The 26,108-nt window shown below is 66.5% G+C and carries 24 protein-coding genes; 11 read left to right on the top strand and 13 right to left on the bottom strand.

The features are described 5' to 3' along the window. Nucleotides 1–57 precede the first annotated feature (57 nt). The 4 genes from AC2ITM_RS09660 to AC2ITM_RS09645 all read right to left on the bottom strand — a co-directional run bounded on the left by AC2ITM_RS09660 (nt 58) and on the right by AC2ITM_RS09645 (nt 2,153). Nucleotides 58–558, bottom strand: coding sequence for a hypothetical protein (locus AC2ITM_RS09660; RefSeq protein WP_486466442.1), 501 nt, complete (start codon nt 556–558; stop codon nt 58–60). Beyond that, nucleotides 555–1,193, bottom strand: a complete 639-nt coding sequence (locus tag AC2ITM_RS09655; protein WP_486469414.1) for a DUF1638 domain-containing protein — start codon at nt 1,191–1,193, stop codon at nt 555–557. Before AC2ITM_RS09655 ends, AC2ITM_RS09660 begins: the two co-directional genes overlap by 4 nt. Further along, nucleotides 1,193–1,354: a hypothetical protein gene (locus tag AC2ITM_RS09650; RefSeq protein WP_486466441.1), complete on the bottom strand. Its 162-nt coding sequence runs from the start codon at nt 1,352–1,354 to the stop codon at nt 1,193–1,195. The genes AC2ITM_RS09655 and AC2ITM_RS09650 overlap by 1 nt, the downstream gene beginning before the upstream one ends. A 97-nt stretch (nt 1,355–1,451) precedes the next feature. Further along, on the bottom strand, nt 1,452–2,153 hold the full coding sequence (locus AC2ITM_RS09645; protein WP_486466440.1) for a corrinoid protein: 702 nt from the start codon (nt 2,151–2,153) through the stop codon (nt 1,452–1,454). Between the two features lie 176 nt (nt 2,154–2,329). Here AC2ITM_RS09645 and AC2ITM_RS09640 point away from each other — a divergent pair, with 176 nt between their 5' ends. Beyond that, on the top strand, nt 2,330–3,430 hold the full coding sequence (locus AC2ITM_RS09640) for a PA0069 family radical SAM protein (RefSeq protein ID WP_486466439.1): 1,101 nt from the start codon (nt 2,330–2,332) through the stop codon (nt 3,428–3,430). A 174-nt stretch (nt 3,431–3,604) separates the two neighbouring features. On the opposite strand, the gene bmt is transcribed toward AC2ITM_RS09640, so the two are convergent. From bmt to AC2ITM_RS09625, 3 genes are all read right to left on the bottom strand, one after another. Next, entirely contained in the window at nt 3,605–4,621 is a 1,017-nt protein-coding gene (gene bmt / locus AC2ITM_RS09635; protein WP_486466438.1) for a betaine--homocysteine S-methyltransferase, read from the bottom strand. A gap of 56 nt (nt 4,622–4,677) precedes the next feature. Then, complete coding sequence (locus AC2ITM_RS09630) at nt 4,678–6,540, bottom strand: phosphatidylglycerol lysyltransferase domain-containing protein (protein ID WP_486466437.1); 1,863 nt, start codon at nt 6,538–6,540, stop codon at nt 4,678–4,680. A 127-nt stretch (nt 6,541–6,667) separates the two neighbouring features. After that, on the bottom strand, nt 6,668–6,994 hold the full coding sequence (locus tag AC2ITM_RS09625) for an ATPase inhibitor subunit zeta (RefSeq protein WP_486466436.1): 327 nt from the start codon (nt 6,992–6,994) through the stop codon (nt 6,668–6,670). A gap of 254 nt (nt 6,995–7,248) precedes the next feature. On the opposite strand from AC2ITM_RS09625, the gene purC reads away from it, so the two are divergent. Next, nucleotides 7,249–8,007 carry a phosphoribosylaminoimidazolesuccinocarboxamide synthase gene (gene purC, locus AC2ITM_RS09620; RefSeq protein WP_486466435.1) on the top strand — a complete coding sequence of 253 codons (759 nt, stop codon included), beginning with the start codon at nt 7,249–7,251 and terminating at the stop codon, nt 8,005–8,007. Nucleotides 8,008–8,020: 13 nt separating this feature from the next. Beyond that, nucleotides 8,021–8,251, top strand: coding sequence for a phosphoribosylformylglycinamidine synthase subunit PurS (gene purS / locus AC2ITM_RS09615; RefSeq protein ID WP_486466434.1), 231 nt, complete (start codon nt 8,021–8,023; stop codon nt 8,249–8,251). A gap of 75 nt (nt 8,252–8,326) precedes the next feature. Here purS and AC2ITM_RS09610 read toward each other — a convergent pair whose 3' ends face one another. Next, entirely contained in the window at nt 8,327–8,650 is a 324-nt protein-coding gene (locus AC2ITM_RS09610) for a DMT family transporter (RefSeq protein WP_486466433.1), read from the bottom strand. A gap of 316 nt (nt 8,651–8,966) precedes the next feature. Here AC2ITM_RS09610 and purQ point away from each other — a divergent pair, with 316 nt between their 5' ends. The 3 genes from purQ to AC2ITM_RS09595 all read left to right on the top strand — a co-directional run bounded on the left by purQ (nt 8,967) and on the right by AC2ITM_RS09595 (nt 12,839). Then, a complete protein-coding gene (gene purQ / locus AC2ITM_RS09605) occupies nt 8,967–9,635 on the top strand; it encodes a phosphoribosylformylglycinamidine synthase subunit PurQ (RefSeq protein ID WP_486466432.1) in 669 nt (222 codons plus the stop codon). Nucleotides 9,636–9,728: 93 nt separating this feature from the next. Further along, nucleotides 9,729–11,483 carry a sensor histidine kinase gene (locus tag AC2ITM_RS09600; protein ID WP_486466431.1) on the top strand — a complete coding sequence of 585 codons (1,755 nt, stop codon included), beginning with the start codon at nt 9,729–9,731 and terminating at the stop codon, nt 11,481–11,483. Between the two features lie 18 nt (nt 11,484–11,501). Continuing rightward, complete coding sequence (locus tag AC2ITM_RS09595) at nt 11,502–12,839, top strand: sigma-54-dependent transcriptional regulator (protein ID WP_486466430.1); 1,338 nt, start codon at nt 11,502–11,504, stop codon at nt 12,837–12,839. A 39-nt stretch (nt 12,840–12,878) separates the two neighbouring features. Here the strand turns inward: AC2ITM_RS09595 and AC2ITM_RS09590 are convergent, their stop codons facing one another. Then, a complete protein-coding gene (locus AC2ITM_RS09590; protein WP_486466429.1) occupies nt 12,879–13,967 on the bottom strand; it encodes an esterase-like activity of phytase family protein in 1,089 nt (362 codons plus the stop codon). 609 nt (nt 13,968–14,576) lie between these two features. Here AC2ITM_RS09590 and AC2ITM_RS09585 point away from each other — a divergent pair. Then, a complete protein-coding gene (locus AC2ITM_RS09585; RefSeq protein ID WP_486466428.1) occupies nt 14,577–17,102 on the top strand; it encodes an Rne/Rng family ribonuclease in 2,526 nt (841 codons plus the stop codon). 137 nt (nt 17,103–17,239) lie between these two features. On the opposite strand, the gene AC2ITM_RS09580 is transcribed toward AC2ITM_RS09585, so the two are convergent. After that, entirely contained in the window at nt 17,240–17,458 is a 219-nt protein-coding gene (locus AC2ITM_RS09580) for a sulfurtransferase TusA family protein (RefSeq protein ID WP_486466427.1), read from the bottom strand. A 167-nt stretch (nt 17,459–17,625) separates the two neighbouring features. Here AC2ITM_RS09580 and AC2ITM_RS09575 point away from each other — a divergent pair, with 167 nt between their 5' ends. From AC2ITM_RS09575 to AC2ITM_RS09560, 4 genes are all read left to right on the top strand, one after another. After that, a complete protein-coding gene (locus AC2ITM_RS09575) occupies nt 17,626–18,375 on the top strand; it encodes a cytochrome c biogenesis CcdA family protein (protein WP_486466426.1) in 750 nt (249 codons plus the stop codon). Nucleotides 18,376–18,424: 49 nt separating this feature from the next. After that, nucleotides 18,425–19,708, top strand: a complete 1,284-nt coding sequence (locus AC2ITM_RS09570) for a hypothetical protein (protein WP_486466425.1) — start codon at nt 18,425–18,427, stop codon at nt 19,706–19,708. Continuing rightward, nucleotides 19,705–21,096, top strand: coding sequence for a cytochrome P450 (locus AC2ITM_RS09565; RefSeq protein WP_486466424.1), 1,392 nt, complete (start codon nt 19,705–19,707; stop codon nt 21,094–21,096). Before AC2ITM_RS09570 ends, AC2ITM_RS09565 begins: the two co-directional genes overlap by 4 nt. 637 nt (nt 21,097–21,733) lie before the next feature. Further along, the gene (locus tag AC2ITM_RS09560; protein WP_486466423.1) at nt 21,734–22,942 is read left to right on the top strand and encodes a DUF2254 domain-containing protein; all 1,209 of its coding nucleotides are present in this window, start codon (nt 21,734–21,736) and stop codon (nt 22,940–22,942) included. 84 nt (nt 22,943–23,026) lie between these two features. Here the strand turns inward: AC2ITM_RS09560 and AC2ITM_RS09555 are convergent, their stop codons facing one another. The 3 genes from AC2ITM_RS09555 to AC2ITM_RS09545 all read right to left on the bottom strand — a co-directional run bounded on the left by AC2ITM_RS09555 (nt 23,027) and on the right by AC2ITM_RS09545 (nt 26,107). Continuing rightward, nucleotides 23,027–24,355 carry an HlyC/CorC family transporter gene (locus AC2ITM_RS09555; RefSeq protein ID WP_486466422.1) on the bottom strand — a complete coding sequence of 443 codons (1,329 nt, stop codon included), beginning with the start codon at nt 24,353–24,355 and terminating at the stop codon, nt 23,027–23,029. A gap of 57 nt (nt 24,356–24,412) precedes the next feature. Then, entirely contained in the window at nt 24,413–24,961 is a 549-nt protein-coding gene (locus AC2ITM_RS09550; RefSeq protein WP_486466421.1) for a hypothetical protein, read from the bottom strand. A 192-nt stretch (nt 24,962–25,153) separates the two neighbouring features. Then, on the bottom strand, nt 25,154–26,107 hold the full coding sequence (locus tag AC2ITM_RS09545; RefSeq protein WP_486466420.1) for a site-specific tyrosine recombinase XerD: 954 nt from the start codon (nt 26,105–26,107) through the stop codon (nt 25,154–25,156). Nucleotide 26,108: the final 1 nt, after the last annotated feature.

Genomic DNA, 26,108 nt, shown 5'->3' with positions numbered 1-26,108 from the left:
CAGCTTTCCCCAAATATGCCCGCCGGAGGCTGCCGCCCCTGCAGGGGCGGCATTCCCTCAGTGGCGGGCCACGTAGCGGCGCAGCGACCGGATGAAAGCATCAATGGCGGCCTCGGCCCGGCTCTGGGGGAAGGCTTCGGCGATCTCGGGCGTCAGCGGCGCGGACAGTTTTTCCAGATGCGCGACGCGGATGGCTTCATCGCTGTCTGACAGCGGCAGCCTGGCCGCGGCCTGCAGCAGTTCGATCCGCTGGTGGATCGCGCGCATTCCGGCGAAGGCCAGGATCATCGGACGCGCCAGCTTCGGCTCTTGCCGCCAGTCGCGGCCGGGGAACAGCTGCTGGGTGACGCGCTGGCCGGCCCCCAGGCAGTCATAGGCCCGGCAGCCGGAAAACCCCTTCTCATCCAGATCCTTGTGGATCGAGCAGGCAAAGCCGTCCAGCATCGGACAGGGCAGGCCCGCGGGCTTGTCGATGGCAAAGCTGTCGCCCTTGTCGAGGGCCAGGGCCATGCAGCACAGCGCCGCGCACTGGCCGCAATCGGCCTTCAGTTCGATCATTTCCGGGCCTCCCGGGCCAGTTCGGTTGCCAGGTCGCCATAGCCGGTCGGACGGTGTTCAAAGGTCAGGCCCAGACGCGCGGCGGCCGCGCGGGCGCGGGCCAGCAGCGCCGCGTCTTCGGTCTGGGACAGGTAGACCAGCGTTTCGTAATGGCCGAAATATATCGGCAGCAGCTGCGGATGCCGGTCGAGGCCCAGGGGCTCCCAGACGAAGGCGTCAAACTGCCGGGCCAGGAAATCGGTCAGGTAGAAGGCGGTGATCTCGTCCCGGGCGGCGAAGGCCTCGACCCCTTCGAAGAAAGCGTAGCAATGCGGCCCCTTCAGCAGGCCGACGCCCAGCCGGTCGCAGGTGGCCTGCAGCAGCCCCCCCGTTCCACAGTCAGCGTAAAGCACGAAGATCCGGTCGTAAGAGGTTTGGTTTTCCAGGATTTTCTCTTCGACGGCCGCGGGTATCTTTTGCGGCGCATTGTGCAGGATCGCCGGCAGGCAGATCAGGTCCAGGTGGTCCCAGCCATGATGTGCTTTCAGCGCCAGCACTTCGCGCGCCAGCGCCCCGCAGGCGATCAGCAGCAGCCTTTGCGGCGCCCCGTCGCGCAGGTCCGCGCCCTCGCGGGTCAGGTGGGCGTCGCTGGGGATCACAGGCGCGGGCCGGCCTTCAGCCGCGCCAGAAGCGCCAGGGCAATGAACACCATCGGCACCCAGAGCCCCTTGGTGCCAAGCGCCGTCAGCGCCCAGATGGTCAGGCCGCCGGCAATGCCCGCAGACAGCAGCACGACGAAGAAGACGCGGAATGGCATGGATCACCTCCTGTAGCTGGTCCCGCAGATAGGACGCCCCGCCCGAAAGCGCAACGGGCGCCGCAGGGCGCCCGTCGGTCCGATGCCGGTGCGCGGGTCAGGCCTGCGGGCGGTTGTGCTTGCGCGCCACGAAGGTCTTGGCGGTTTCCACCGCCACGGCGGCGTCGCGGCAATAGGCATCGGCCCCGATGGCGCGGCCGAATTCCTCGTTCAGGGGGGCGCCGCCCACCAGCACGATATAGTCGTCGCGAATGCCCTGTTCCTTCAGCGTGTCGATCACCACCTTCATGTAGGGCATGGTGGTGGTCAGCAGCGCCGACATGCCCAGGATGTCGGCATTCTGTTCCTTGAGCGCGGCAATATAGTCCTCGGCCGGGTTGTTGATGCCCAGATCGACGATCTCGAATCCGGCGCCTTCCATCATCATGGCAACCAGGTTCTTGCCGATGTCGTGGATGTCGCCCTTGACCGTGCCGATCACCATCTTGCCGATGGTGGGCGCCCCGGTTTCCGCCAGAAGCGGCTTGAGGATCGCCATGCCGCCCTTCATCGCGCCCGCAGCCAGCAGCACCTCGGGGACGAAAAGGATCCCGTCGCGGAAATCGTTGCCGACGATGGTCATGCCGCCGACAAGCGGCCGGGTCAGCACGTCGTAGGGGGCCCAGCCGCGCTCCAGCAGGATGTTCACGCCTTCCGCGATCTCTTCTTTCATGCCATCGTAGAGGTCGTCCATCATCTGGTCGACAAGCTCTTCGTCGGACAGTTCGGAGAGGATGATTTCGTCGTCTTCGTCGGACATGGTCGGTCTCTTTTCAGTTGGGGCGCGCCTTTGGCCAAGGATGCGCCCCGGGCGGGGGCGCGACTTGGCGGAAAGCGACGCCTCTCGCGGTTGACACGACTTATACCTGAAGGGTCAAAAAGAGATATTGAAAAAGACTCATGGAGATCATGGGGCAAGCCGCGTATGTTCGCCCTATGTTCACGCCCGAGTCGCCCGCCGCCCACCATCCCGTCGAAAAGGACCGCCGCAAGGGGCGGGCCGCCGCCAGCAATCAGGCCGGGCGCTACGAAAGGCATGCCCGCACCCCCGAGGCCGACGGCTGGGACATTCCCGAAGAGACCCCCGTCCTGCGCACCGAGCTGCGCGAGGAACAGGCGCGCAGCCTGATCACCTACAACCGCTCGCCGGATCTGCCGTTCGATCGCTCGATCAACCCCTATCGCGGCTGCGAGCACGGCTGCATCTATTGTTTCGCGCGGCCCTCTCATGCCTATCTGGGGATGTCTCCGGGGCTGGATTTCGAGACCCGCATCATCGCGCGCCCCAATGCCGCCGAGGTCCTGGCGCAGGAGCTGGGCAGCAGGGCCTATCAGGTCGCGCCGCTGGCGATCGGCACCAACACCGATCCCTACCAGCCGGCCGAGGTGAAGCTGGGGATCATGCGCGCCTGCCTCGAGGTGCTGTGGGAGCATCGCCATCCGGTGGCGATCGTCACCAAGGGCACGGGGATCCTGCGCGATCTGGATATCCTGCGGAAGATGGCCGAGCTGGGGTTGGTGCGGGTGGGGATTTCCGTCACCACGCTGGACCCCGAGATCGCCCGCCGGATGGAGCCCCGTGTGCCGGCGCCGGCCAAGCGGCTGGAGGTGATGCGGACGCTGACGCGGGCGGGGGTGCCGGTGCGGGTGATGGTGTCGCCGGTGGTGCCGGGGCTGACCGATGCCGAGGTCGAGGCGATCCTGGCGGCGGCGAAGGAAGCGGGGGCCGATGCGGCCAGCTGGATCATGCTGCGCCTTCCGCAGGAGGTATCCGCGCTGTTCCAGGACTGGCTGGCCGAGCATTACCCGGAGCGCGCCAAGCGGGTGATGACGCGGCTGCGCGAGATGCATGGCGGCAAGGATTACGATCCCAGCTGGCATCGGCGGATGCGTGGTGAGGGGCCCTATGCGGCGATGATCGGGCAGCGGTTTCGGACGGCGGCCAAGCGGCTGGGGCTGGATGGCCCGACACCGGAGCTGCGCTGCGACCTGTTCCGGGTGCCGGTGAAACCGGGCGAGCAGTTGTCGCTGTTCTGAGGTCGGTGGTCCGAATTGCGTGTTTCGAATCGGAAGTTCGGGGGATCGCCCTGCGCGCGACGCTTCGCGGACCGTATTTGGGGAAAGATGAAAGCCGGTGCCGCGAGGGGCAGGCGAAAGGGAAACGCCCTGCCGGTGGCAGGGCGTTGGTGCATATTTGGGGAAAGATGAAAATCAGCTGCGGCGGCGGCGGTTGCGGCGGGCCGGGGCGGCTTCGGCCGCGTCGCCGGTGCCGTCGGAGGCAGAGGAGAAACCACCGAGCTTGGCCGCGATCTCGTCCAGGGTGGGACGTGGGCCGCGGGGGCGGGTCGAGAGGGCTTCGTGCATCTTTTCCAGGTGCTCGGGCATGGTGCCGCAGCAGCCGCCGATGATCGTGGCGCCGCAGTCGCGCGCCATGACAGCGTAATCGGCCATGAGCTCGGGCGTGCCGTTGTAGTGGATGTGGCCGTCTTCGTATTTCGGGATGCCGGCATTGCCCTTGGCGATGATCGGACGTTCGACGCCCATGGCCGAGAAGCCCAGCACCGTGCGCAGCAGGTCCGAGGCGCCGACACCGCAATTGGCGCCATAGGCGATCGGTGGGTTTTCCAGTTTCTCGACCATCTTGACCATGGCCTCGGAGGTCATCCCCATCATGGTGCGCCCGGCCGTGTCGAAGGACATGGTGCCGCACCAGGGCATGTCGGCGAGTTTGAAGGCCTCGGCCGCGGCGCGGTATTCCTCGGGGGCAGAGATGGTTTCCAGCCACAGCACATCGGCGCCACCGGCCTTCAGGCCTTCGGCCTGTTCGTGGAAGATCTCGACCGCGAGGGCATGGGAGAGCGGGCCCATGGGTTCCATGATCTCGCCGGTGGGACCGACGGAGCCGGCGACGATCACCGGGCGGCCGGCCTTGTCGGCGACCTCGCGGCCCAGTTCCGCGGACATGCGCGACAGTTCGCCCGCGCGATGTGCGGCGTCGTGCAGCTTCAGCCGCGAGGCATTGCCGCCGAAGGAATTGGTCAGGAACAGGTCCGAGCCCGCGTCCACTGCCGACTGGTAGAGTTTGATGATCCGGTCGGGGTGCTGTTCGTTCCAGAATTCCGGCGCATCGCCCGAGCTGAGGCCCATGTTGAACAGGTTGGTCCCGGTGGCGCCATCGGCCATCAGCCAGTCACGGGTTGCCAGCAGGCGGGTGAGAGCGTTGGTCATCGCGGGCTCCTTGCAGGTCAGCGGTGCCGCCTTCTGGCGGCGCAGTTGCCATCGTCTTACGATGCCTCGTCGCTGGTTGAAAGGGGATCTGCCTCTCCGGCGGGGCGGCGCATGGCGAGGGCCAGGTCGATGGCCGAAAGCACCAGCGCCAGGGTCGAGGGCGCGGCCATGTAGAGCGGAGCGCGACGGGGGGCGAAGCTGTCCTTGAAGCGGCACAATCCGTCGCCGCCGGAGCGATGCGCGATGCGGGCGCGCAGGCGGGCCAGCCAGGGGTGTTCGCGCACGTCGCGGGCGGGCATGGCGGCCAGCGACAGGGGCACGCCCTCGGTCGTGGCATCGGCAATGGCGGCGACAACCAGGCTGTGCATGGTGCCATCGGGCAGGTCGGGGCCGTGGCGCATCAGGTCCAGGCAATATTGCCGGGTATTGGCGTGGAAGGTGACATAGGCCACCAGGATGCTGCCTTGCCAGGCGCAGTAGACCCGTTGCCGGGCGACGTAGGATGGGGCGAAACGGCCGGTCGAAAGGCCGCGCGCCAGGCCATGGCTGGCCTTCCAGGCGGCATCAAGACGTGCCATTTCGACCAGCGGCAGGTCGAGGGGGCGGGTGATCCGGATCCCGGCCTTTTCCGCGTGCCGCAGTTTGCGGCGCAGCTGACGATGGCGCGGCGTGTCGAGCTGGAAATCGCCCGTGTCGATCATCGCCTCGTCAGCGACGCGGGCGATTTTCCAGCCGGCGCGGCGCGCAAGCACCGCCTGGCCGGCGCTGCACTTGTAGACCGTGGCCAGCCGATTGCAGCCGCGGGCGGCGCGGTGCAGCGCCGGCAGCAGACGGTCGAGCGGCCCTGACAGCGGATCGAACAGCAGCGTCAGTGTCTGCGGCGTGTCGATGCACAGGGCGCCGGTGCGGCTGTCACCCAGCAGCCGCGCACCGTTCTGACGAGCCACACCGGATTCGGCGCGCGGGGCATGGAACAGCAGCAGCTCGGGGATGCCGCGCGCGACATGGGGGCGACTGTTTTCGGCGGTGCGGTCGCGGTTGCGCAGCAGGCGGGGGGCGGCGGCCAGGGCCGGCAGGGCATAGTAGACCAGGCGGAAGGCCAGAACGGCGGCCAGAAGCTCGGGTTCGGGAAGGGCGGGCAGGAAGGCCAGCAGTGTCAGCTCGAACGGGCCGACGCCGCCGGGGGTGCCGCCGAAAAGGCCCGCGCCGAGGGCCAGAAGGAAGATCGGCAGGACCTCGGTGAAGGGCGGGGGGGCGGGCAGCAACGCATAGAGCGCGGCCGAGGCGGCGCTGGTGTCGATCACGGCGAAGACCGTGATTGCGGCCATGGCATGCAGCGAGGGCAGGCGGAAGCGCCAGCGGGCAAAGCGCATTTCCGGCAAGAACAAGGCCAGGGCCGGCAGCATCAGTATCCCGGCGAGGGCGGCCATCAGCATCCAGCCGGGCAGCAGGCGCGGGGCCAGCACCAGGCAGGTCAGCGCCGTGATCAGCGCCCAGGCGATCAGGAACGAGGCGGAGACCGCCGCCGTCACCTGCGCCGCACGCAACGGGCCGATGGCAGGCAGAAGCCGCCAGCGCACCAGAGCACCGGTCAGCACGCCAAGCCCCAGCACCTGGCCAAGCGCAATGGCCGAGGCGCCTGACAGCTGTGCCTCCAGTGGATCGACGCCGGTGCGCAGATGGCGGTGGATCACTGCATCGTAACGCCCGAGCGCCCAGAAGCTGATGATGGTGGCGGCAGCCGAGGCCAGCCACTGGCCGGGGCGCACGGCACGGAAGGCCTCCCAGACCAGTTCGGGCTCCAGATGCGACAGCCGGCCTGCCAGCAGCCACAGGCACAGCGCGCCGATCCCCAGCGGCAGCGCGTATCGCAGCCAGACCCGACCCGTGCGCTTGCGCGCGGCGATGGCGAGTGTCATCCCGATCCCCTTTCCCTGCGGTTCCACCATCTTCTGGGGTAGGCCCTGTTCCTTGCCGGGCTCTTAAGCAGGGGGCGGGAAATACCATGGTTTTAAGATACTTCCCGCTTGCCTTTTGCGGCAGGTATCAACCGATACGGCGCGGCGCGGGGTCGGCTGCCTCGGCGCGGCGCGCAAGGTCCAGGTAATGGATGTAGCGTTCGGTCACCTCGGCGGCGGTGGCGCGGCCGGCGAGGGCGGCATGCACCGCCTCGGGGACGGTGAAGCGGCCCTCCAGATCGGCCAGCAGCTGACGGCTGATCGCGGTCTCGGTTTCCTCCTGCGTCATGTCCTGCAGCTGGCAACTCCAGCGGGCAAGCTCGCGCTTGGCGCGCGAGACGATGCGGAATTCGGCCTCGGCAGCATTGACCCAGCGTTGCTCGGCCGCACGCTCGCGGTCTTCGAAAATCGTCATGGTCTCCTCCTGTGGCGCTGCGGCCTCCTCTGCCGCCCCGGGCTGGGGTGAGGGGGAATATATCATGATCTGTGCCAGAGGGGGTAAACGCCGGTGCATTTCCGGCGATTTTCCCGAAAAAGACCGGGTTCGGCCTTGTTTTCAAGGCCCGGCGCCCGGCATCGACCCGGGCCCGCTTGCGGCAGCGCGCGGGTTGGACTAAGAGGGCGCAACCAGAAGACTCTCCCCCTAAAGTCAACAGAGGCCCCAAGCCAATGGCGCGACGCAAGAAAATCTATGAAGGCAAGGCCAAGATCCTGTACGAAGGCCCCGAGCCGGGCACGATCGTCCAGTATTTCAAGGACGACGCCACCGCGTTCAACGCGCAGAAGAAGGCCACCATCGAAGGCAAGGGCGTGCTGAACAACCGCCTGAGCGAATTCTTCATGACCGGCCTGAACAACATCGGCGTGCCGACGCACTTCATCCGTAGGCTGAACATGCGCGAGCAGCTGTGCCGCTCCTGCGAGATCATCCCGCTGGAAATCATCGTGCGCAACTTCGCCGCAGGGTCCATGTCGAAGCGTCTGGGCATCGACGAGGGCACCCAGCTGCCGCGTCCGATCGTGGAATACTGCTACAAGGACGATGCGCTCGGCGATCCGCTGGTGTCGGAAGAGCATATCGCGGCCTTTGGCTGGGCCAGCCAGCAGGACATGGACGATATCGTTCACCTGGCGCTGCGGGTGAACGACTTCCTGTCCGGCGTCATGATGGCCGTGGGCATCAAGCTGATCGACTTCAAGATCGAGATCGGCCGCGTCTACGAGGGCGATTTCCAGCGCCTGGTCGTTGCCGACGAGATCAGCCCCGACAGCTGCCGCCTGTGGGACATCGAGACCGGCGCGCACCTGGACAAAGACGTGTTCCGCCGCGACCTGGGCAGCCTGACCGATGCCTATACCGAGGTGGCCCGCCGCCTTGGCGTGATCCCCCAGACCACCGGCGTGACCAAGCCCACGCTGATCAATTGAGGAGAGACCTGAAATGAAAGCCCGAGTCCATGTCATGCTGAAGAACGGTGTGCTCGACCCGCAGGGAGAGGCGGTGCGTCACGCGCTCGGCAGTCTCGGCTTTGCAGGGGTCGAAGGCGTCCGCCAGGGCAAGGTGATCGAGCTGGACCTGGCCGAGGGCACCTCGGAAGACACCGTGAAGGAGATGTGCGAAAAGCTGCTCGCCAACACGGTGATCGAAAGCTACTCGGTCGAGCTGGTCTGAGGCGCGGGGCGCGCCCCGACCGATCGGTTCCGGACCCCCGCGTGGCAAAGGCCGCGCGGGGGTTTTTCTTTGGCCTCAGGCTTCCGGGGACGAGACGTTCATCAGCACGATCCCGGCGATGATCAGCCCGGCGGCGATCATGCGCGGCGGCGTCGCGGCCTCTCCCAGCAGCAGTACGCCGATGATGAAGGCGCCGACCGCGCCGATGCCGGTCCAGACCGTGTAGGCAGTGCCCAGCGGCAGGCTGCGCATGGCCAGCGACAGCAGGCCGAAACTGGCGAGCATGGTGACGATGGTCATCACCGTCGGGCCGAGCTGGCTGAAGCCGTCGGATTTCTTCATGAAGAACGACCAGACGATTTCGAGAAAACCAGCGAGTACGAGGCAGATCCAGGCCATGGGGGGTCCTTCGGGAATGGGGCTGGACCGTGCTAGCAAGGCGGCTGCGGCGGGGCAATCGGTGTGGGGCCTTCGGATGCGGTGCGCGGATGGATTTTTCATGGGCTGCCGGAAACCGGCGCAGGCGCCGGTGCCTCCGGCGGGCATATTTGGGGAAAGCTGAAAGGCGGGGGCGCGATTCCTGGGGCGGGGGCACGAATCCTGGGGCGGGGGCGCAATTCCTGGCGGCGGGGTGCGGGTGGCGCTTGAACCGGGGGGCAAGCGCGCGTATCAGCGGGGCGAAATTCCCCGCCACGCCAGATGCCGGAGCCCCGCCATGAAAGCCGCCGTCCTCGTCTTCCCCGGGTCCAACTGCGACCGTGACCTCAAGACCGCCTTCGAAAAGGCCGGCGCCGAGGTCACCATGGTCTGGCACAAGGATCATGAGCTGCCCCAGGGTATCGACATCGTCGGTGTGCCCGGCGGGTTTTCCTACGGCGATTACCTGCGTTGCGGCGCCATCGCCGCGAATTCGCCGATCTGTGCCTCGCTGAAGGCGCATGTCGAGCGTGGCGGCTATGCCCTGGGCGTTTGCAACGGCTTCCAGATCCTGACCGAAACCCGCATCCTACCGGGCGCGCTGCTGCGCAATGCCGGGCTGAAGTACATCTGCAAGCATGTGCCGCTGGTGGTCGAGACTTCGGACAGCGTGTTCACCCGGGCCTATAATGCCGGCGCGCGGATCTCGATCCCGATCGCGCACCATGACGGCAACTACCAGGCTGATGCCGAGCTGCTGGCCGCGCTGCGCGGCGAGGACCGCATCGCCTTCACCTATGGCGAGAACCCCAATGGCTCGGCCGGCGACATCGCGGGTGTGCTGAGCGCCAACCGCCGCGTGCTGGGCATGATGCCCCACCCCGAGCGCGCCGCCGATGCGGGCCATGGTGGCACCGACGGCACGGCGATGTTCAGCGGTCTGATGGACGCGCTGGTCAGCGCCTGATCCGGTCCGCATGTGGCGCTTCCTTGCCGAAGCGCCGCCGCGCGCGCTCAGCCTGTGCTTGAGCGCGCATTGCGCCCGGCGTAATCTGGCGCCATGTTTCCGAAGCGATCTTCCCGACCCTTGAGGGGCCGTACGGTCAGTTGGCGGGCGCGCATCGCGCTCGCCTTCTTTGTCGCCATGGTCATCGTCGTGGTTGCGGTGACCAATGGCATGTTGATGGATCGCTTCACGGCCAATACCCGCACCCGGGCCGAGCTGCGCCTGGCGTTGTTCGGGGCCAACCTGGTCAGCGAGCTGCGCCGCAATTCCATCGTGCCGCAGCTTCTGGCCCGCGACCCCGAGCTGATCGGGGCTCTGAATTCCGCCGATTACAGCCGTTCGACCCAACGTCTGATGTCCTTTGTCGACGAGATCGGCGCCGCCAGCCTGATGCTGCTGGACAAGGACGGCCGGGCCGTCGCCAGCACCGATCGCAACCGGCTGGGCGAAAACCACCGCCAGGATCCGTTCTTTGTCGATGCGCAGCGGTCGAACGACACGGTGTTCTCGGTGCTGAAGGGGGCGTCTTCGGGGTTCACCTTCACCTATTCGCGGCGGATCGAGGATCACGGCACCCTTCTGGGGGTGATCGTGGTGACGGTCGACCTGCAGAAGTTCGAACGCTCCTGGTCGGGGATTTCGGATGCGCTTCTGGTGATGGACAGCGAGGGGCAGATCATCCTGTCGACCGAACCCGTCTGGCGCGGCGTCAAGGAGGACGAGGCCGTCAGCCGCGAGCCGCCCAGTTCCGCCATCCAGCGGGCGCTGCTGGCCACGGCCGACTGGGCGCCTTCGGTCGATGGCTATCTGGGGGGCGAGGCGGTGATGCGCGTGTCCAGCCGCATTCCCTTCCGCGGCTGGCAGGTCGCCAGCTATACCAGTTACGCCAGTGTTCGCGAGAAAGTGAACGGCGTGCTGGCGCTGGAAATCATGGGGTTCGCGATCCTGCTGGCGCTGGCCTTCTATGCGCTCAGCCGCAAGACGATGCTGCGGCTGGCCTTCACCCAGGAGGAATCGGCGGATCTTCGCGCATTGAACGAACGCCTGCAGCGCGAGATCGCCGAGCGCGAGCGCATGAAGCAAAGCCTGCACGTCGTTGAACAAAGCCTGGCGCAAAGCCAGAAACTGGCCGCCCTGGGCGAGATGTCGGCGGCCGTCAGCCACGAGCTGAACCAGCCGCTGGCCGCCATGAAGACCTATCTTGCCGGTGCCCAGCTGCTGCTGCGCCGCAACCGCCCCGAAGAGGCCCTGGCCAGCTTCCAGCGGATCGATGACCTGATCGGCCGGATGGGCAAGATTACCCGTCAGCTCAAGAGCTTCGCCAGCAAGGGGGGCGATCAGCTGACGCAGGTGAACATGGGCGATGCGCTGGCGTCCGCCCTGTCGATGATGGAACCGCAGCTGCGCCAGCGGCGGGTCAGGATCACCCGGGCGCTGCCCGAGAAACCGGTGATGGTGATGGCCGATCAGGTGCGGCTGGAACAGGTGATGATCAACCTGCTGCGCAATGCGCTGGACGCGACGGCCGCGGTTGAAAATGCGCAGATCGACATCATCCTTTCCGCCGGAGAGACCGCGACGCTGACCGTCCGGGACAATGGCACGGGGATCAAGGACCTCGACGAACTGTTCGAACCTTTCTATACCACGAAGCCCCCGGGCGATGGCACGGGGCTGGGTCTGGCGATCTCTTCGGGGATCGTGAATGACCTCGGGGGCCGACTGACCGCACGGAACGCGGAAGGGGGCGGGGCTGTTTTCGAAGTTCAGCTTCCTATCTTGTCCGAAGACATAGAAGCCGCAGAATAATCAGAGGCGGAGACGCAGATGCAAAAAGCCATGAAGATCGCGATCGTCGATGACGAGCAGGACATGCGCCAATCGATCAGCCAGTGGCTGGCCCTGTCGGGCTACGACACCGAGACCTTCCCGAGCGCCGAGGAGGCGCTGAAGAAGCTCGGGCCCGATTATCCGGGCATCGTGATCTCGGATATCAAGATGCCGGGCATGGATGGCATGGCCTTCCTGAAAAAGCTGATGGGCACCGACAGCGCGCTGCCGGTCATCATGATCACTGGCCACGGCGACGTGCCGATGGCGGTCGAGGCGATGCGCCTTGGCGCGTTCGATTTCCTGGAAAAGCCGTTCAATCCCGACAAGATGACCCAGCTGGCCAAGAAGGCCGCCAATGCGCGCCGTCTGGTGATGGACAACCGCCAGCTGCGCAAGGAACTGTCGGACGGCGGCCAGATCATGAAAAAGCTGATCGGCACCTCTCCGGCGATGGAACGCCTGCGCGAGGACATCCTGGACCTGGGCCAGGCCGACGGCCATGTGCTGATCGACGGCGAAACCGGCACCGGCAAGACGCTGGTGGCCCATGCGCTGCATGCCGTGGGGGCACGGGCGGGCAAACGCTTTGTGCTGATCTCCTGCGCGGCGTTTGAGGAAGACGCGCTGTCGAAGCGCCTGTTCGGCCCGATGATGCCCGAGGATTCGCGCCTGCCCGCCATCGAGGAAGCCCGCGGCGGCACGCTGGTGCTGGAAGATGTCGAGGCGCTCTCGGATCAGCTGCAGGCCCGCCTGCTGAGCGCCATCAACGAGCAGGGCACGCCCGGTGAAACCCGCATCGTCGCGATTTCCAACCTGCAGGAGCAGAACCGCACCTGCGAGGACGTGCTGCGCCCGGACCTGTTCTATCGCCTGGCCGCGCTGCGCATCACCGTGCCGCCGCTGCGCCAGCGCGGCGAGGACATCCTGACCCTCTTTACCCGCTTCAGCGAGCAGTTCAGCGATGAATACGGCTGCGACAGCCCGCAGGTTTCGGCGCAGGAGGCCGCGCAGCTGCTGCAGGCGCCCTGGCCGGGCAACGTGCGCCAGCTGATCAACGTGGCCGAACGCGCGGTGCTGCAATCGCGCCGGGGCTCGGGCACCATCGCCTCGCTGCTGATGAGCGAGAACGAGGACATGCAGCCCGTCATGACCACCGAGGGCAAGCCGCTGAAGGAATATGTCGAGGCATTCGAACGGATGCTGATCGACAATACGATGCGGCGGCACAAGGGCTCGATCGCTTCGGTGATGGAGGAACTGTGCCTGCCGCGCCGGACCCTGAACGAGAAGATGGCGAAATACGGCCTGCAACGGGCCGATTACCTGGCCTGATGAACAGCCGGGAGGGGGCGGACCCCCTCCCGTGCGGCCTCAGCTATGGGGTGGCAGTTCGACCGAGAACCAGGCGAACTGGTTCACCTCGCCATGCGAGAAGTTGTTGTCGGCTTCCAGGATCATGCTTTGCTTACCATCGACGACGGGGCCGAACTCGATGCCTTCCAGGTTGTCGACGGGGGCCTTGAAGGGATTGTGGTCCTTGTCCAGCTGGAACCACAGGGTCTTTTTCACCGGCACGTCGTGGGCCAGGTCCAGCTGGTCCTGACCCGAGACATCGGTGGCACCGTCGAAGCTGACGATATAGCCGCGGATGTTGTCGCCGACCCCGGCGGTATAGCTGCGTTCCAGGATCACGTAGCGGCCATCGGGCAGGGCGGCCATGGCGCTGACGCCATTGTCGGCCCAGTCACCATCCTTGAGCGGCGCGGCGGGGATCTTGTCGACATTGTAAAGGTACTGGGCGCCGGGTTTCAGCGTCTCCAGATCATAGGTCAGGATGCGCGCCGGGCTGCCAGCATCGACGGTGGCCTTGTTGCCATCCTGCTGCAGGGCGTTTTCGGTGGCCGCGACCAGCAGCTTGCCGTCGGCGCTGACCGTCAGCCCCTCGTGGCCAAGGTTCGGATAGACCCCGTGATGCCCCGAGGCATCGGGCAGGAAGGCAGCGGGCATCTCCAGCTTCTGGCTGTCGGTGCCGTCGGTCTTGGCGACATAGATCGCGGGCACGTCATGTTCGTCACGTTCCGAGCTCCAGAACATGCGGTCATGCGCGGGATCCAGCGCGATGCCTTCGGGATCGGCGCCATCGGGGCCGAAATGGGTGTTGCCGGGGGCCATCAGCTCGTGCATGCCGGCGATGTCGAGGCCCGCGATGCGGCCTTTCTTGAAGCTGAGACCCAGCGTGTAGAAACGCATCGGCCCGTATTGCCCCTTGTCGTCCGATATCGCCACGAACTGGCCGGTTTTTGCGTCATAGGACAGGTCCGACAGGCCACCAAGGCCGACCCCGTTGATGGACAGCCCCGAGACCAGCTCGTAATCGTCCATGAATTGCGGGGCAGGCAGGTCCTGGGCCAGCAGCGCCTGCGGCGCCACGGCGAGGAGAAGCGGGAGAAGTCTTTTCATATCCGGTCCTTGCGGAAAAGCTTTGGGTGACATCGCAATCTCGCGATCCCGTGACGATGGAATGACAGCGCGGGCCGGATCGCAAGGTGTCACGGCAGGGTGATCGTGGGCTGCCCGATCCGGCGCCGCTTTTGGTGTGATCACACCGGTCTCACCGTGGCGTGGGGTGATTCCTCCTGCGGTTGTGACATTTTCTCCATTGTCATAAGGCCATGATGCACCTTATGTTCATAAGACGACTTTAGGGCTATCACCCTGAACGAGAGAGTTTCCTGGCTCCGGGCGCACGGGTCTCCCGACCCCGGCTCCAGATATTGTGAACCCGAAGGGGTTCAGGGCTTGCCGCATGGCTGACCAGCCGGACCGGTAGTAAATTGGCGCGGTGCCTGCCGCAGGTGGCTGACCCGAGGACGGGTCGCCCCCGTGGCGGGTCCCGCGTCGGAGAAGAAACGCGATGAGGCGTGCGAGGAACGAGGCAATCAGGACGGGCGGCGCAAGCCGGACCCTCTGCTTTGCCACACCCGCCGACCTGATCGCCCCTGACAGACGCAATGCTGCCACGGCCCCTCCCACGGGAGGCGGCCGTGTCGTCATGCGCAATTGGATCCAATGGCAAAGAAAATGCTCATCGATGCCACCCACGCGGAGGAAACCCGCGTCGTGGTGGTGGACGGAAACAAGGTCGAGGAGTTCGATTTTGAATCCGAAAACAAGCGCCAGCTTGCTGGCAACATCTACCTGGCCAAGGTAACGCGGGTCGAACCCTCGCTGCAGGCGGCCTTCGTGGATTACGGCGGGAACCGTCACGGTTTCCTGGCCTTCTCGGAGATTCATCCCGATTACTACCAGATCCCCGTCGCCGACCGCGAGGCGCTGATGGAGGAAGAACGCGCCTATGCCGAGGCCATGAAGGCGCGTGACGAGGAAGAAGAGCGCAAGCCGCGCCGGTCGCGGTCGCGTCCCGCCAAAGCGTCCTCGACCGACAGCGACGATGCCACCGCCACCCGCGAGCTCTCTGAGATCAGCGGGATGGAGACCATCGACCTGGAGGATGAAGCGGTCGAAGAGGGCAGCTCGCCCATGGAAACCGTGCGCGACACCCCCGTCGAGGAGCCCGTCACCGACGAGGCCGCCGAGGCCGAGGACGACAGCGAGGACGAAGCGGAAGACGAGGGCGGCAACCGCGGCTCGCGCCGTCGCCGCACGCGCTCGCGTCGGGGCAAGCCCGAGGCCGACGAGGCCGACGGCGACCCCGCCGACGAGATCGAGAGCGTCGCCGATGACGACGATCACGAGGATATCCGTCCGCCGCGCAAGCCGCGTCCCAAGCGCTACAAGATCCAGGAAGTCATCAAGGTCCGCCAGATCCTGCTGGTCCAGGTCGTCAAGGAAGAGCGTGGCAACAAGGGCGCTGCGCTGACGACCTATCTGTCGCTGGCCGGTCGCTACTGCGTGCTGATGCCCAACACCGCCCGTGGCGGCGGCATCTCGCGCAAGATCACCAACGCGGTGGATCGCAAGAAACTCAAAGAGATCGCGGCCGAACTTGATGTGCCGAACGGTGCTGGCCTGATCGTGCGGACCGCCGGTGCGAACCGCACCAAGTCCGAGATCAAGCGCGATTACGAATATCTGCAGCGGCTCTGGGAACAGATCCGCGAGCTGACGCTGGAATCCATCGCGCCGGCGAAGATCTACGAGGAAGGCGACCTGATCAAACGCTCGATCCGCGATCTCTATTCGCGCGATATCGACGAGGTTCTGGTGGAAGGCGAACGCGGCTACCGCAACGCCAAGGACTTCATGAAGATGATCATGCCGTCCCACGCCAAGAACGTGAAGCTTTACGGTGACCAGCTGCCGCTGTTCGCGCGCTACCAGGTCGAAAGCTACCTGGGCGGCATGTTCAATCCGGTGGTGCAGCTGAAATCCGGCGGCTACATCGTGATCGGCGTGACCGAGGCGCTGGTGGCCATCGACGTGAACTCGGGCCGCGCCACGAAGGAAGGCTCGATCGAGGAAACCGCGACCAAGACCAACCTGGAAGCCGCCGAAGAGGTCGCCCGCCAGCTGCGTCTGCGTGACCTCGCGGGCCTGATCGTCATCGACTTCATCGACATGGACGAGCGCAAGAACAACCTCGCCGTCGAGAAGCGCCTGAAGGACAAGCTGAAAACCGACCGTGCCCGCATCCAGGTCGGCCGCATCTCGGGCTTCGGCCTGCTGGAGATGTCGCGCCAGCGCCTGCGCCCCGGGATGATCGAGGCCACGACCCAGCCCTGCCATGCCTGCCACGGCACCGGGCTGATCCGCTCGGACGACAACATGGCGCTGAACATCCTGCGCCAGATCGAGGAAGAGGGCACCCGCCGCCGCTCGCGCGAGGTTCTGGTGAAATGCCCGGTGGGCATCGCCAACTACCTGATGAACCAGAAGCGCGAACATGTGGCGCAGATCGAATCCCGCTACGGCATGGCCGTGCGGATCGAGGGGCATCCGCATCTCATCTCGCCCGATTTCGAGATGGAGAAGTTCAAGACCGCGACCCGCACCGTGGTCGAGATCCCCTATGTGGTCTCGGTCGATGCCTCGCTGATGGATGACGTGGACGAAGAGGCCGAAGCCGAAGCGCTGGAAGCCGAACGTCTGGCCGAGGAGGAGGCCGAGGCCCGCGAAGCCGCCGAGGTGGCTGTGGTCGAGGCGCCGCCCGAAGCGCCCGAGGCCCCGGAGGCCGAGGGGGAAGAGCAGCCGAAGAAGAAGCGTCGTCGTCGCCGTCGCCGCCGGAAGGGCGCGCGTCCCGAAGGCCAGTCGGGGGATGATTCGCTTGATAGCTCGGGGGATGATGTGCTGGGCGCGTCCGAGGATGGCTCGGATGAGGATGCTGATGAGGACGGGATCGAGGCTCCGGCAACCGAAGAGGCACCTGCCGCTGAGGTTGCCCCGGTGGCCGAGGCCCCTGTGGAACCGGCTCCGGCCCCCGAGGCCGTCGCCGCGCCCGCAGCTGTTGAGGTCGAACCGGCCGTCTCCGAACCCGTGGCTTCGCCCGCGCCCGTCGCCGAACCGGTGCTTGCCGAGGCCGAGACCGAGGGTGAAGAAGATCCCAAGCCGAAGAAACGCGGCTGGTGGAGCGCCTGACAGGCTCCGCCTCTGTAGACCGGAAAGGGCGCCCTGCAGGGCGCCCTTTCTGTTTGCCCAACCGGGCAGCAGCGCACGGCGGCTTCGTCCCGGCCCAATAGGGTGCGCGGCCACATCCGGGCCGCCATGCCCCGCTCTCAGCTTCTCTCCGGGCCCCGTCGGATGCGGAACCTGCCGCAGGATTGCTCCAGCAGCAGGTGACCGGCGCTGTCACAGAAATGCGGCATGTCGATGGCGGCCATCGGGTCGTCGGCCAGCACCACCAGTTCGTCGCCCGCCGCCATGTCCAGCAGCCGCTTCCTGGCTTTCAGCACGGGCAGGGGGCACAGCAACCCCCGCGCATCCAGCTCCTCCATCACGTCCTCTCCTTGCATTTTCTTGTCTGAAATACCTCGGGGGAGGCAGCCGAAGGCTGACGGGGGCAGAGCCCCCCTGCAACCCCGGGTTCCCGCCCTTGTTCCTGACACGATCCCGTGTGCCTTGGGCAGGTGACGCGGCGCCGCGTCCGCGCTAATCCTAGCCCATGTTCGGAATCGAAATCATGGATGCGGCGCTTCTGCCCGCGATGGTCGTGGCGGCGCTCGCGGGCCTCGTCTCTTTCCTCAGCCCCTGCGTGCTGCCGATCGTGCCGCCGTATCTGGCCTATATGTCGGGCGTGTCGCTGCAGGACATGGGCCGTCACGGTGCGCGTGGCCGGGCCCTGCTTCCGGCGCTCTTCTTCGTGCTGGGCCTCTCGACGGTCTTTCTGTTCCTGGGCTTCGCCGCCTCGGCGGCGGGCGCGCTTTTCCTGCAGCATCAGGGCGCCTTCAACACCGTCGCGGGCCTTGTGGTCATGGTCTTCGGGGCGCATTTCATCGGCATCTACCGGATCGGCTTCCTGGACCGCGAGGCCCGCCTGGACGCCGGCGACCGTGGCGGCAGCGCCTTCGGAGCCTACGTCCTGGGGCTCGCCTTTGCCTTTGGCTGGACCCCCTGCATCGGCCCGCAGCTGGGCGCCATCCTGTCGCTGGCGGCGCAATCGGCCTCGCTGCCGCGGGGCACGCTGCTGCTGGCGACCTATGCGGCGGGCCTCGGCATTCCCTTCCTGCTGGTGGCGGCCTTCCTGCCGCGGCTCACCGGGCTGATGGGCTGGATGAAACGCCACATGGCGCAGATCGAACGCACCATGGGCCTGCTGCTGTGGACCATCGGCCTGCTGATGCTGACCGGCGGGTTCTCGCGTTTTTCCTATTGGCTGCTTGAAACCGTGCCCGCTCTGGCCAAACTGGGCTAGGGTCGGGCCCCTGGTCCCGGACGACACTGCAACCTCGGGGAGGAGGAGAATGCGCAGTCCGCCAGAGCAAGGCACCAGCGATCCCGCCAGCGGGACGGCACCGGTGCGCAGGCGGCATGTCTTCTATCTGCCGGGTTACGACCCGGTGCATCCCCGCCGCTACCGGGAGCTCTATCGCCGCGAAAGCGCCATCCAGGGCGCAATCTCGGGCTATGAGGTGACGCTGCGGGCCCGTCATGGCACCGGCCCCTACGGCTGGCATGTCGAGGGTCATTTCCACGACGGCGCGCGGGAAACCCATGTCGAGACCGAGGTCGAGGTGCTGCTATGGACCGACATCGTGCGCCATTCCATGGGCCGCACCATTGCCGCCACCTATCTGCAGCTGGCGCGCACCGCCTGGACCTATATCGGCACCGGGGCCCTGTTCCGGCTGATGAAGCTGCGCAAGGGGCCGGTGCTGGCGGCGCTTTATCCGGTGGGCTTCCTGCTGCTGCAGCTGCTGCTGGCGCTGCTGGTGGCCTGGGGCCTGGGTGCGCTGTTCAACTGGGCCGCTGACGGGGCCGAACTCGCGGCCTTCGATCCCTGGATCGGCATCGGCGTCGGGCTGGCCGTGATCCCGCTGGTGCTGGAATGGTTTCGCCGCCGCGACGGCCGGTTCTACGCCTATTACTTGATGCACGACTATGCCTTCTCGGCCCGTCACCGCGGCGCCACCCCGCCGGAACTTGCCGCCCGCATCACCGATTTCCGCCACCGCCTGGCCGAGGTCCTGACCCGTGACGACCTGGACGAGGTGCTGGTGGTTGGCCATTCCTCGGGGGCGCATCTGGCGGTCTCGATCCTGGCCGAGCTGATCCGCGCGGGCGAGGGGCCCGGTCGCGGCCCGTCCCTTGGCCTTCTGACCCTGGGCCAGGTGGTGCCGATGGTGTCCTTCCTGCCCGAGGCCCACCGCCTGCGCGCCGATCTGGCCTATCTCTCGACCCGGGACGAGGTGTTCTGGCTGGATGTTTCGGCGCCGGGGGATGGCTGTTCCTTCGCGCTCTGCGATCCGGTGGCGGTCAGCGGCGTCGCCCCCGAGGGGCAGAAATGGCCTCTGATCCTGTCGGCGGCCTTCACCCAGACCCTGTCGCCCGACCGCCGGCAGGAACTGCGCTGGCGCTTCTTCCGGCTGCATTTCCAGTACCTTTGCGCCTTCGACCGGCCGGGGGACTACGACTATTTCCGCATCACCGCCGGACCGCGCAGGCTGGCCGACAGCTACCGTGACCGGCCGCCCTCGAAAAGCCGGATCACCGCGCCGGTCAACCGCTACCGGAGCCTCGGGCCGTGACGCCGCCGGACGGGCTGCCGCCGAAACCGCCCGCCCGTCCCGACCGGCTGTCGCTGCGTGCGCGTGCGCGGCTTTTTCGGCAGAACGTGCTGGCCGCCCAGCCCGACCGCCTCTACGGCGCCTGGATGGCCGAGTTCCGCACGCCCTTCTTCCGCTCCTACCTGGTGAACGAACCGGCGCTGCTGCGGCTGATCCTGAAAGAGCGCCCGCAGGACTTCCCGAAATCGCACCGGCTGGGGCGGGGGCTGGCGCCGCTGCTGGGCCAGTCCGTCTTCCAGACCAACGGCGCCACCTGGGCCCGCCAGCGCCGCATCATCGACCCCGCCTTCGAAGGGGGCCGTCTGAAGGACACCTTTCCCGCGATGCAGGCGGCGGCACGGGCCTCGATCGCGCGGATGGCGCAGGCCCCGGGCCCCCTCGACATCGAGGCCGAGACCAGCCATTTCGCCGCCGACGTGATCTTTCGCACTCTGTTCTCGCTGCCGATCGAGGACCAGACCGCCGCGCAGACCTTTGCGCTGTTTCGCGCCTATCAGCGCGCCCAGCCCATCCTTTCCGCCTCCGAGCTGATCCCGCTGCCGCGCTGGCTGCGCCGTCCCCCGGCCGAGGCCCGCCGCCTGGCCGCCCGGATCCGCGAGCTGATCCGCGACCTGACCCGGATGCGCATGGACCAGATCCGCGCCGGCACCGCGCCCGATGACCTGGCGACCAAGATCATGACCACGCCCGACCCGGAAACCGGCGCCTGCTTCACCCTTGAGGAAATGGTGGATCAGGTGGCGATCTTCTTCCTTGCCGGGCACGAAACGTCGGCTTCGGCGCTGTCCTGGGGTCTTTACCTGCTGGCCACCCATCCCGACTGGCAGGACGCCGCCGCCGCCGAGGCCCGCGCCGCGCCGCTGGATTTCGCCCGGGTGGGCGCCCTGCGCCTGACCCGCGACATCTTCCGCGAGACCCTGCGCCTTTATCCGCCGCTGCCGATGGTGCTGCGCGAAACTGCCTGTCCGATGCATCTGCGCCGCCGCCGGGTGCCGAAGGGCGCGCAGGTGGTGATCAGCCCCTGGCACCTGCACCGGCACCGGTTGCTCTGGGAAAATCCCGATGCCTTCGATCCCGGCCGCTGGCAAACCGAGAACGGCCGCGCCGGCCTGCGCGATGCCTTCCTGCCATTCCTGGCTGGGCCGCGGGTCTGCCTGGGGGCGGGCTTTGCAATGATCGAAGGACAGCTTTTCCTGGCCGAGGTTCTGTCGCATCTGACCCTCGCACCTGTCGCTGGCGACCGCCCCGAACCGGTGTCGCATCTGACCCTGCGCAGCGCTTCGGGGATCCATCTGCAGATCAGCCCCCGCGACCGAGCGTCCCATCCTTTGCAAAGCCCTATTCCCTAGATTGCAAAGGGGGTAGGGGCGACGTTAACCTTCTTTAACGCTCCCAAGGGAAGTTCCATGCGCCGCCTCCCCTCTGCTTCTGTCAGGCCCCTGCCTGGTTCCAGTCCTGCGATGGCCGTCTGTTCTGCCCAGCCGGAAACATGGGGTGCGGGCCACAGCGATGGGCGGCCCGGTGCCCCGGGGGATCTGTGGCCAGATCAGGGTCCGGCGACGGCTCTGGGTGACAGATCTGGCCTCTCTGAAATCCGCCCGGATCGGGTATCGGGATCCCGGCGTGGCGCGCCTCGGCGGTCCGTGGCGCCGAAATCAGGACCAGGATGCCGATCCATCGCCCTGCTGCTGACCGGGCTGGCGCTGCTGCTGGGAACCCCGGCTCAGGCGCTGCCGATGGGCACATTGCCGCACAGCTTGCCCGTCAGCGATACGGCAGCACTTTTGCAAATGCTTGATCTTCAATCTGCAAAGTCCGTACAGGCGGCCTGCTGCAAGGTCTGCCATGCCGGCAAGGCCTGCGGAAATTCCTGTATCTCGCGTGACCGGGCCTGCCACAAGGGAAGTGGCTGCGCCTGTGACGGTTGACCCCCTTTTCCCTCTCGAACAGTGACCTAGATCCAGAGCGATGAACGCCGGACCCACGATGCTCCCCTCTCTTCTGCGCAGGCTCCACGATATCTCCCGCCGCCTGGTCGTGCGCATTCTCCTGATCGCGGGTCTCGCGGTCCTGGCCGTTGCCCTGTCCCGCCTGGGCGGCCGGCTGATCCCGCCGGACCTTGCCGGTCTGATCGGTACCGATGCGGTCGACAAAATCCTGTCGATCATCGCCAATTCCATGCTGTCGGTGACGATTTTCTCGCTTACGATCATGTCTTCGGTGCACCGCTACGTGGCCGGTCAATGGACCCCGCGCGCGCATCAGGCTCTCTTGCAGGACACGGTGACGCAGACGGTTCTGGCGACCTTCGTCGGTGCCTATCTCTATGCCCTTCTGGCGATCATCCTGCGCGAGATGGGCGGCTTCGCCGGCCCCTCGCGTCTGGTCCTCTTCGTCACCACCCTGGTCGTGGTGGCGTTGATCGTGCTGGCGATCATCCGCTGGATCACCCATATGGAGCGGCTGGGCTCGCTGATCGAGACCTCGGCCGGAATCGAGGACCGCACCACCGAAGCCTTCAAGCTGCGCGCCGCCTGGCCCAGCCTCGGCGCCCGCCGCCTGATCCGCACCGAGATCCCCAAGGCCACGCATCAGGTCGCCGCCTGCACCAGCGGCTACGTGGGGCAGATTTACCAGGACCGGCTGCAACAGGCCGCCCTGGACGCGGGCGCCCATGTCTGGATCCTGCATCCGGTGGGGGCTTTCGTGCACCGCGGTCAGGCCTTTGCCCGCACCGAAAGCGAGGACCCGGCGCTGCTGGCGGCAATCGCGGCCAATATCGTCCTCGACCCCTTGCGCAATTACGACCAAGATCCCGAATTCGGCTTCACCTGCCTGCGCGAGATTGCCGTGCGCTCTCTTTCGCCCGGGATCAACGATCCCGGCACCGCCGAGAATATCCTGCGCCGCATCGCCCGGGTCTTCATGACCATCGATGCGCCCGCCGACGGCGAAGGCCAGCCGCTGAAATACGACCGTCTCTACATTCCGCCACTCGACACCCGGCGGCTGACCGAAACCATCCTGCTGCCCATTCTCAAGGATGGCGCCGAACGCCCCGAACTGCGCGACCCGTTCGAAGAAACCCTGGGCGCCCTGGCGGCCCATGTCGATTCCGGGATCGCCACGGCTGCCCGTGACCTGCGCGCGCGCCTGCACCGCTCCCTGGCCGAGGAATCCCGCCTCAGCCTGTAAGCGCCCGGTTCTTTCATCTGGCCGGAAATACTCCGGGGGGGAGGTGCGCAGCACCGGGGGGGCAGCGCCCCCCGACCCGGGGCCTCAGCCCGCCAGCGGCCGGATCTTCAGCCGGGTGATGCGGTTGTCCTTGCGCGCTGCGACCTCGAAGCGGAACCCATGGAACGAGAACACCTGGCCTGCCACCGGAATGGTCTGCGCCTCGTGGATCACCAGCCCCGCGATGGTGTTGGCCTCGTCATCGGGCAGTGTCCATTCCATCGCCCGGTTCAGGTCGCGGATCGTCATCGCGCCATCGACCACGTACTGGCCATCCTCGGTGCGCCGCACGATCTGCTCGGCGGCAGCCGGGTCGAATTCATCGGCGATTTCACCGACGATTTCCTCCAGGATGTCTTCCAGGGTGATCAGCCCCTGAAGGGCGCCGTATTCATCGACCACCAGCGCGAAATGCGTGCGCATCCGCAGGAACTGGCGCATTTGCTCGTCCAGCGGCGTGGTCTCGGGGATGAAATAGGGCTTCATCATGATGTCGGCGATGCGGAAGTCCTTCAGCACGTCGGCGTCATCGCCGCCCGCCCGCGTTCCCTCGGTGGCCAGCCGGTAGGTGGCGCGGAACAGGTCCTTGGCATGCAGGATGCCGATGATGTTCTCGGGCTCGTCCTGGTAGACCGGCAGCCGCGTGTGGTTCGAACGCAGGCACTGGCCCAGGATTTCCTGCGCGGGATCGGCGATGTTGATCGTCTCGATCCGCGAGCGGTGCAGCATGATCTCCTCGACCGTGCGTTCGCTCAGGTCCAGCGCACCCAGGATGCGGTCACGGTCCTCTTTCTCGACCACACCCTCGGAATGCCCAAGCTGCAGCGCACCGGCGATTTCCTCGCGCACGGCCAGGATCTGGCTGTTGGGATCGGTCTTCACCCCGAAAAGGCGCAGCACCAGCCGCACGATCAGCCGCACCATGGCGACGAAGGGCGCGGTCAGGCGGATGATCACCGCGATCGGGCCCGACACCCTGGCGGCCGCGGCCTCGGCATTGGCGATCGCATAGGTCTTCGGCAACACTTCCGAGAAGACCAGCACCAGGATCGTCATCACCAGCGTCGCCAGCGCCACGCCGCCATCGCCCAGCACCCGCGTGAACAACGACGTCGTCAGCGAGGTCGCCAGGATGTTCACCAGGTTGTTGCCCAGCAGCACCGAGCTCAGCAACTTTTCGCTGTCTTCAGTGACTTTCAGTGCCCGCTCGGCGCCGCGGTTGCCCTTGTCGGCCTGGCTGCGCAGTTTCCCGCGCGAGGCTGCCGTCAGCGCCGTCTCGGACCCCGAGAAGAAGGCCGAAAAGACCAGCAGCAGCAGGATCGCTCCGGCCGTGATCCAGAATGCGCTGTCCAGTGCCCCAGTCGATCCGTCCATGATGGTCCTCGCAAGCCGTCCGTTTGCAACGGGTTATGGGGATGCGCGGGCCGGGGTTCAAGGCCCGCCTTCGGCAAGGGCGGGCGCATGGTGGCCCGTTACCGCCAGGCAGGCCTGCTGGCCAGCCAGGCTGCCCGATGCGGCGCAGGCGGACAGCTGCTGCAAGGTATTGCTGCGCGCTGAAAGGGCCACGCCGATCAAGGCATCGGTGACCTCGTCGCAGCTGCCCTGGGTCAGCGTGTCGTCGATGATCCCCTTGATCGGCCCCGAGCCATTGCCCGAAACCTGGATCGAGAAGAAATCCGTTCCCTTTGTGACCATGATGCCCTGGGGCCCGGTTTGCACCTGCGCCTTGGGCTGCCCCATCAGCTGCATCGGCGCGCCGGATCCGTCGGCCTCGAAGATCATCAGCTGGGTGCGCATTTTGCTGACCAGGCTGTTGCGCGGATCCTGGGGGAAGCTGCACAGGAAACCCCGCACCTGCAGGGCCGGCGGCGGCGCGGTGGGCAGGGCGACGGCTGCGGTAGGGGCTGTCGCTTCGCGGTCCGGATGGCCGATGATGCCCAGCCCAAAGCCCAGGCCGCATCCCATGAGGACCAGCAGCAATGACCTGCCAAGAACCGGTACCCGATGATTGTGTACAATCTTTGGCGGCACGAGGGGAGAGACGAGGGTTTGCATGAAACGCGACATGGCGTTTCCTTATCCCGCGATCCTGATCCGATAAATGTACTTGTTGCCGCAGCGAGAAGAAGTGCCGCAGTTCCGCCTATTATTTGCCCTTGTATTTCAACGTTCTCACGAGTCCCGCCCGTTCCGGCGGCTGAGCGGGTGGTGGTCTTCCACCAAAGATTGCAGGCGTGCTTCAAGAACATGCGTATAGATCTCGGTGGTGGCCAGGTCGGCATGCCCCAGAAGGGTCTGGATCGCCCTCAGGTCGGCGCCGTTCTCAAGAAGGTGAGTCGCGAATGCATGTCTCAGCCGGTGCGGTGTCACCTTGTCGGGCGATATGCCCGCCGTGACGGCGATTTCCTTGATCAGCGTGTAGAAGCGGATCCGCGACAGATGGCCTTCCTTGCCACGCGAGGGGAACAGGAACCGCGAGGGCGTGCCGCCCGCCAGCCGCACCTGTTCCTCGCGCGCATCGCGCAGCGACAGCCACACATCCAGCGCCGTGCGCGCGGGTCCCGACAGCGGCACCAGCCGCTCCTTGCCGCTCTTGCCACGGATCAGCAGCATCTCGGGATGGCCGCGGGCAGCGGCGGCCGGCAGCGAGACCAGCTCGCTCACCCGCATGCCGGTGGCATAGAGGACCTCCAGCAGGCAGGTGTTGCGGACCCGGTCCTCTTCGCGGCGGCCCTGCTGGCGGGCACCGTCCAGCAGCGCATCGACCTCGGCCGGGGTCAGGATCTTGGGCAGGGTGCGCGCCTTGCCGGGGCTGCGGATCTGGATCGCCGGATTGTCGGGCCGCCAGCCTTCCTCGAAGGCGAAGCGATAGAGCTGCTTGACCGCCGACAGCCGCCGCGCCCGGGTGGCGCGCTTCAGCCCCTCGGCATCGCAATGCACCAGGTAACCCTCGACATCGTCGCGGCTGGCATCGTGCCAGTCGCGACCCTGCGCGTTCAGCCAGCCGCGCAGGTCCTTCAGATCGCGCCCGTAGGCCAGCAGCGTGTTGCGCGCGGCGCCGGTTTCAGCCGCCAGCGCGTCCAGGAACGCGGGCAGCCAGCGGTCGGGGTTCGGATGCTCTGTCATC

This window comes from Pseudooceanicola sp. NS-SX9, from assembly GCF_057380705.1.
The sequence above is the reverse complement of the archived record's forward strand: the minus strand, read 5'-3'. Positions and strand labels throughout refer to the sequence as shown.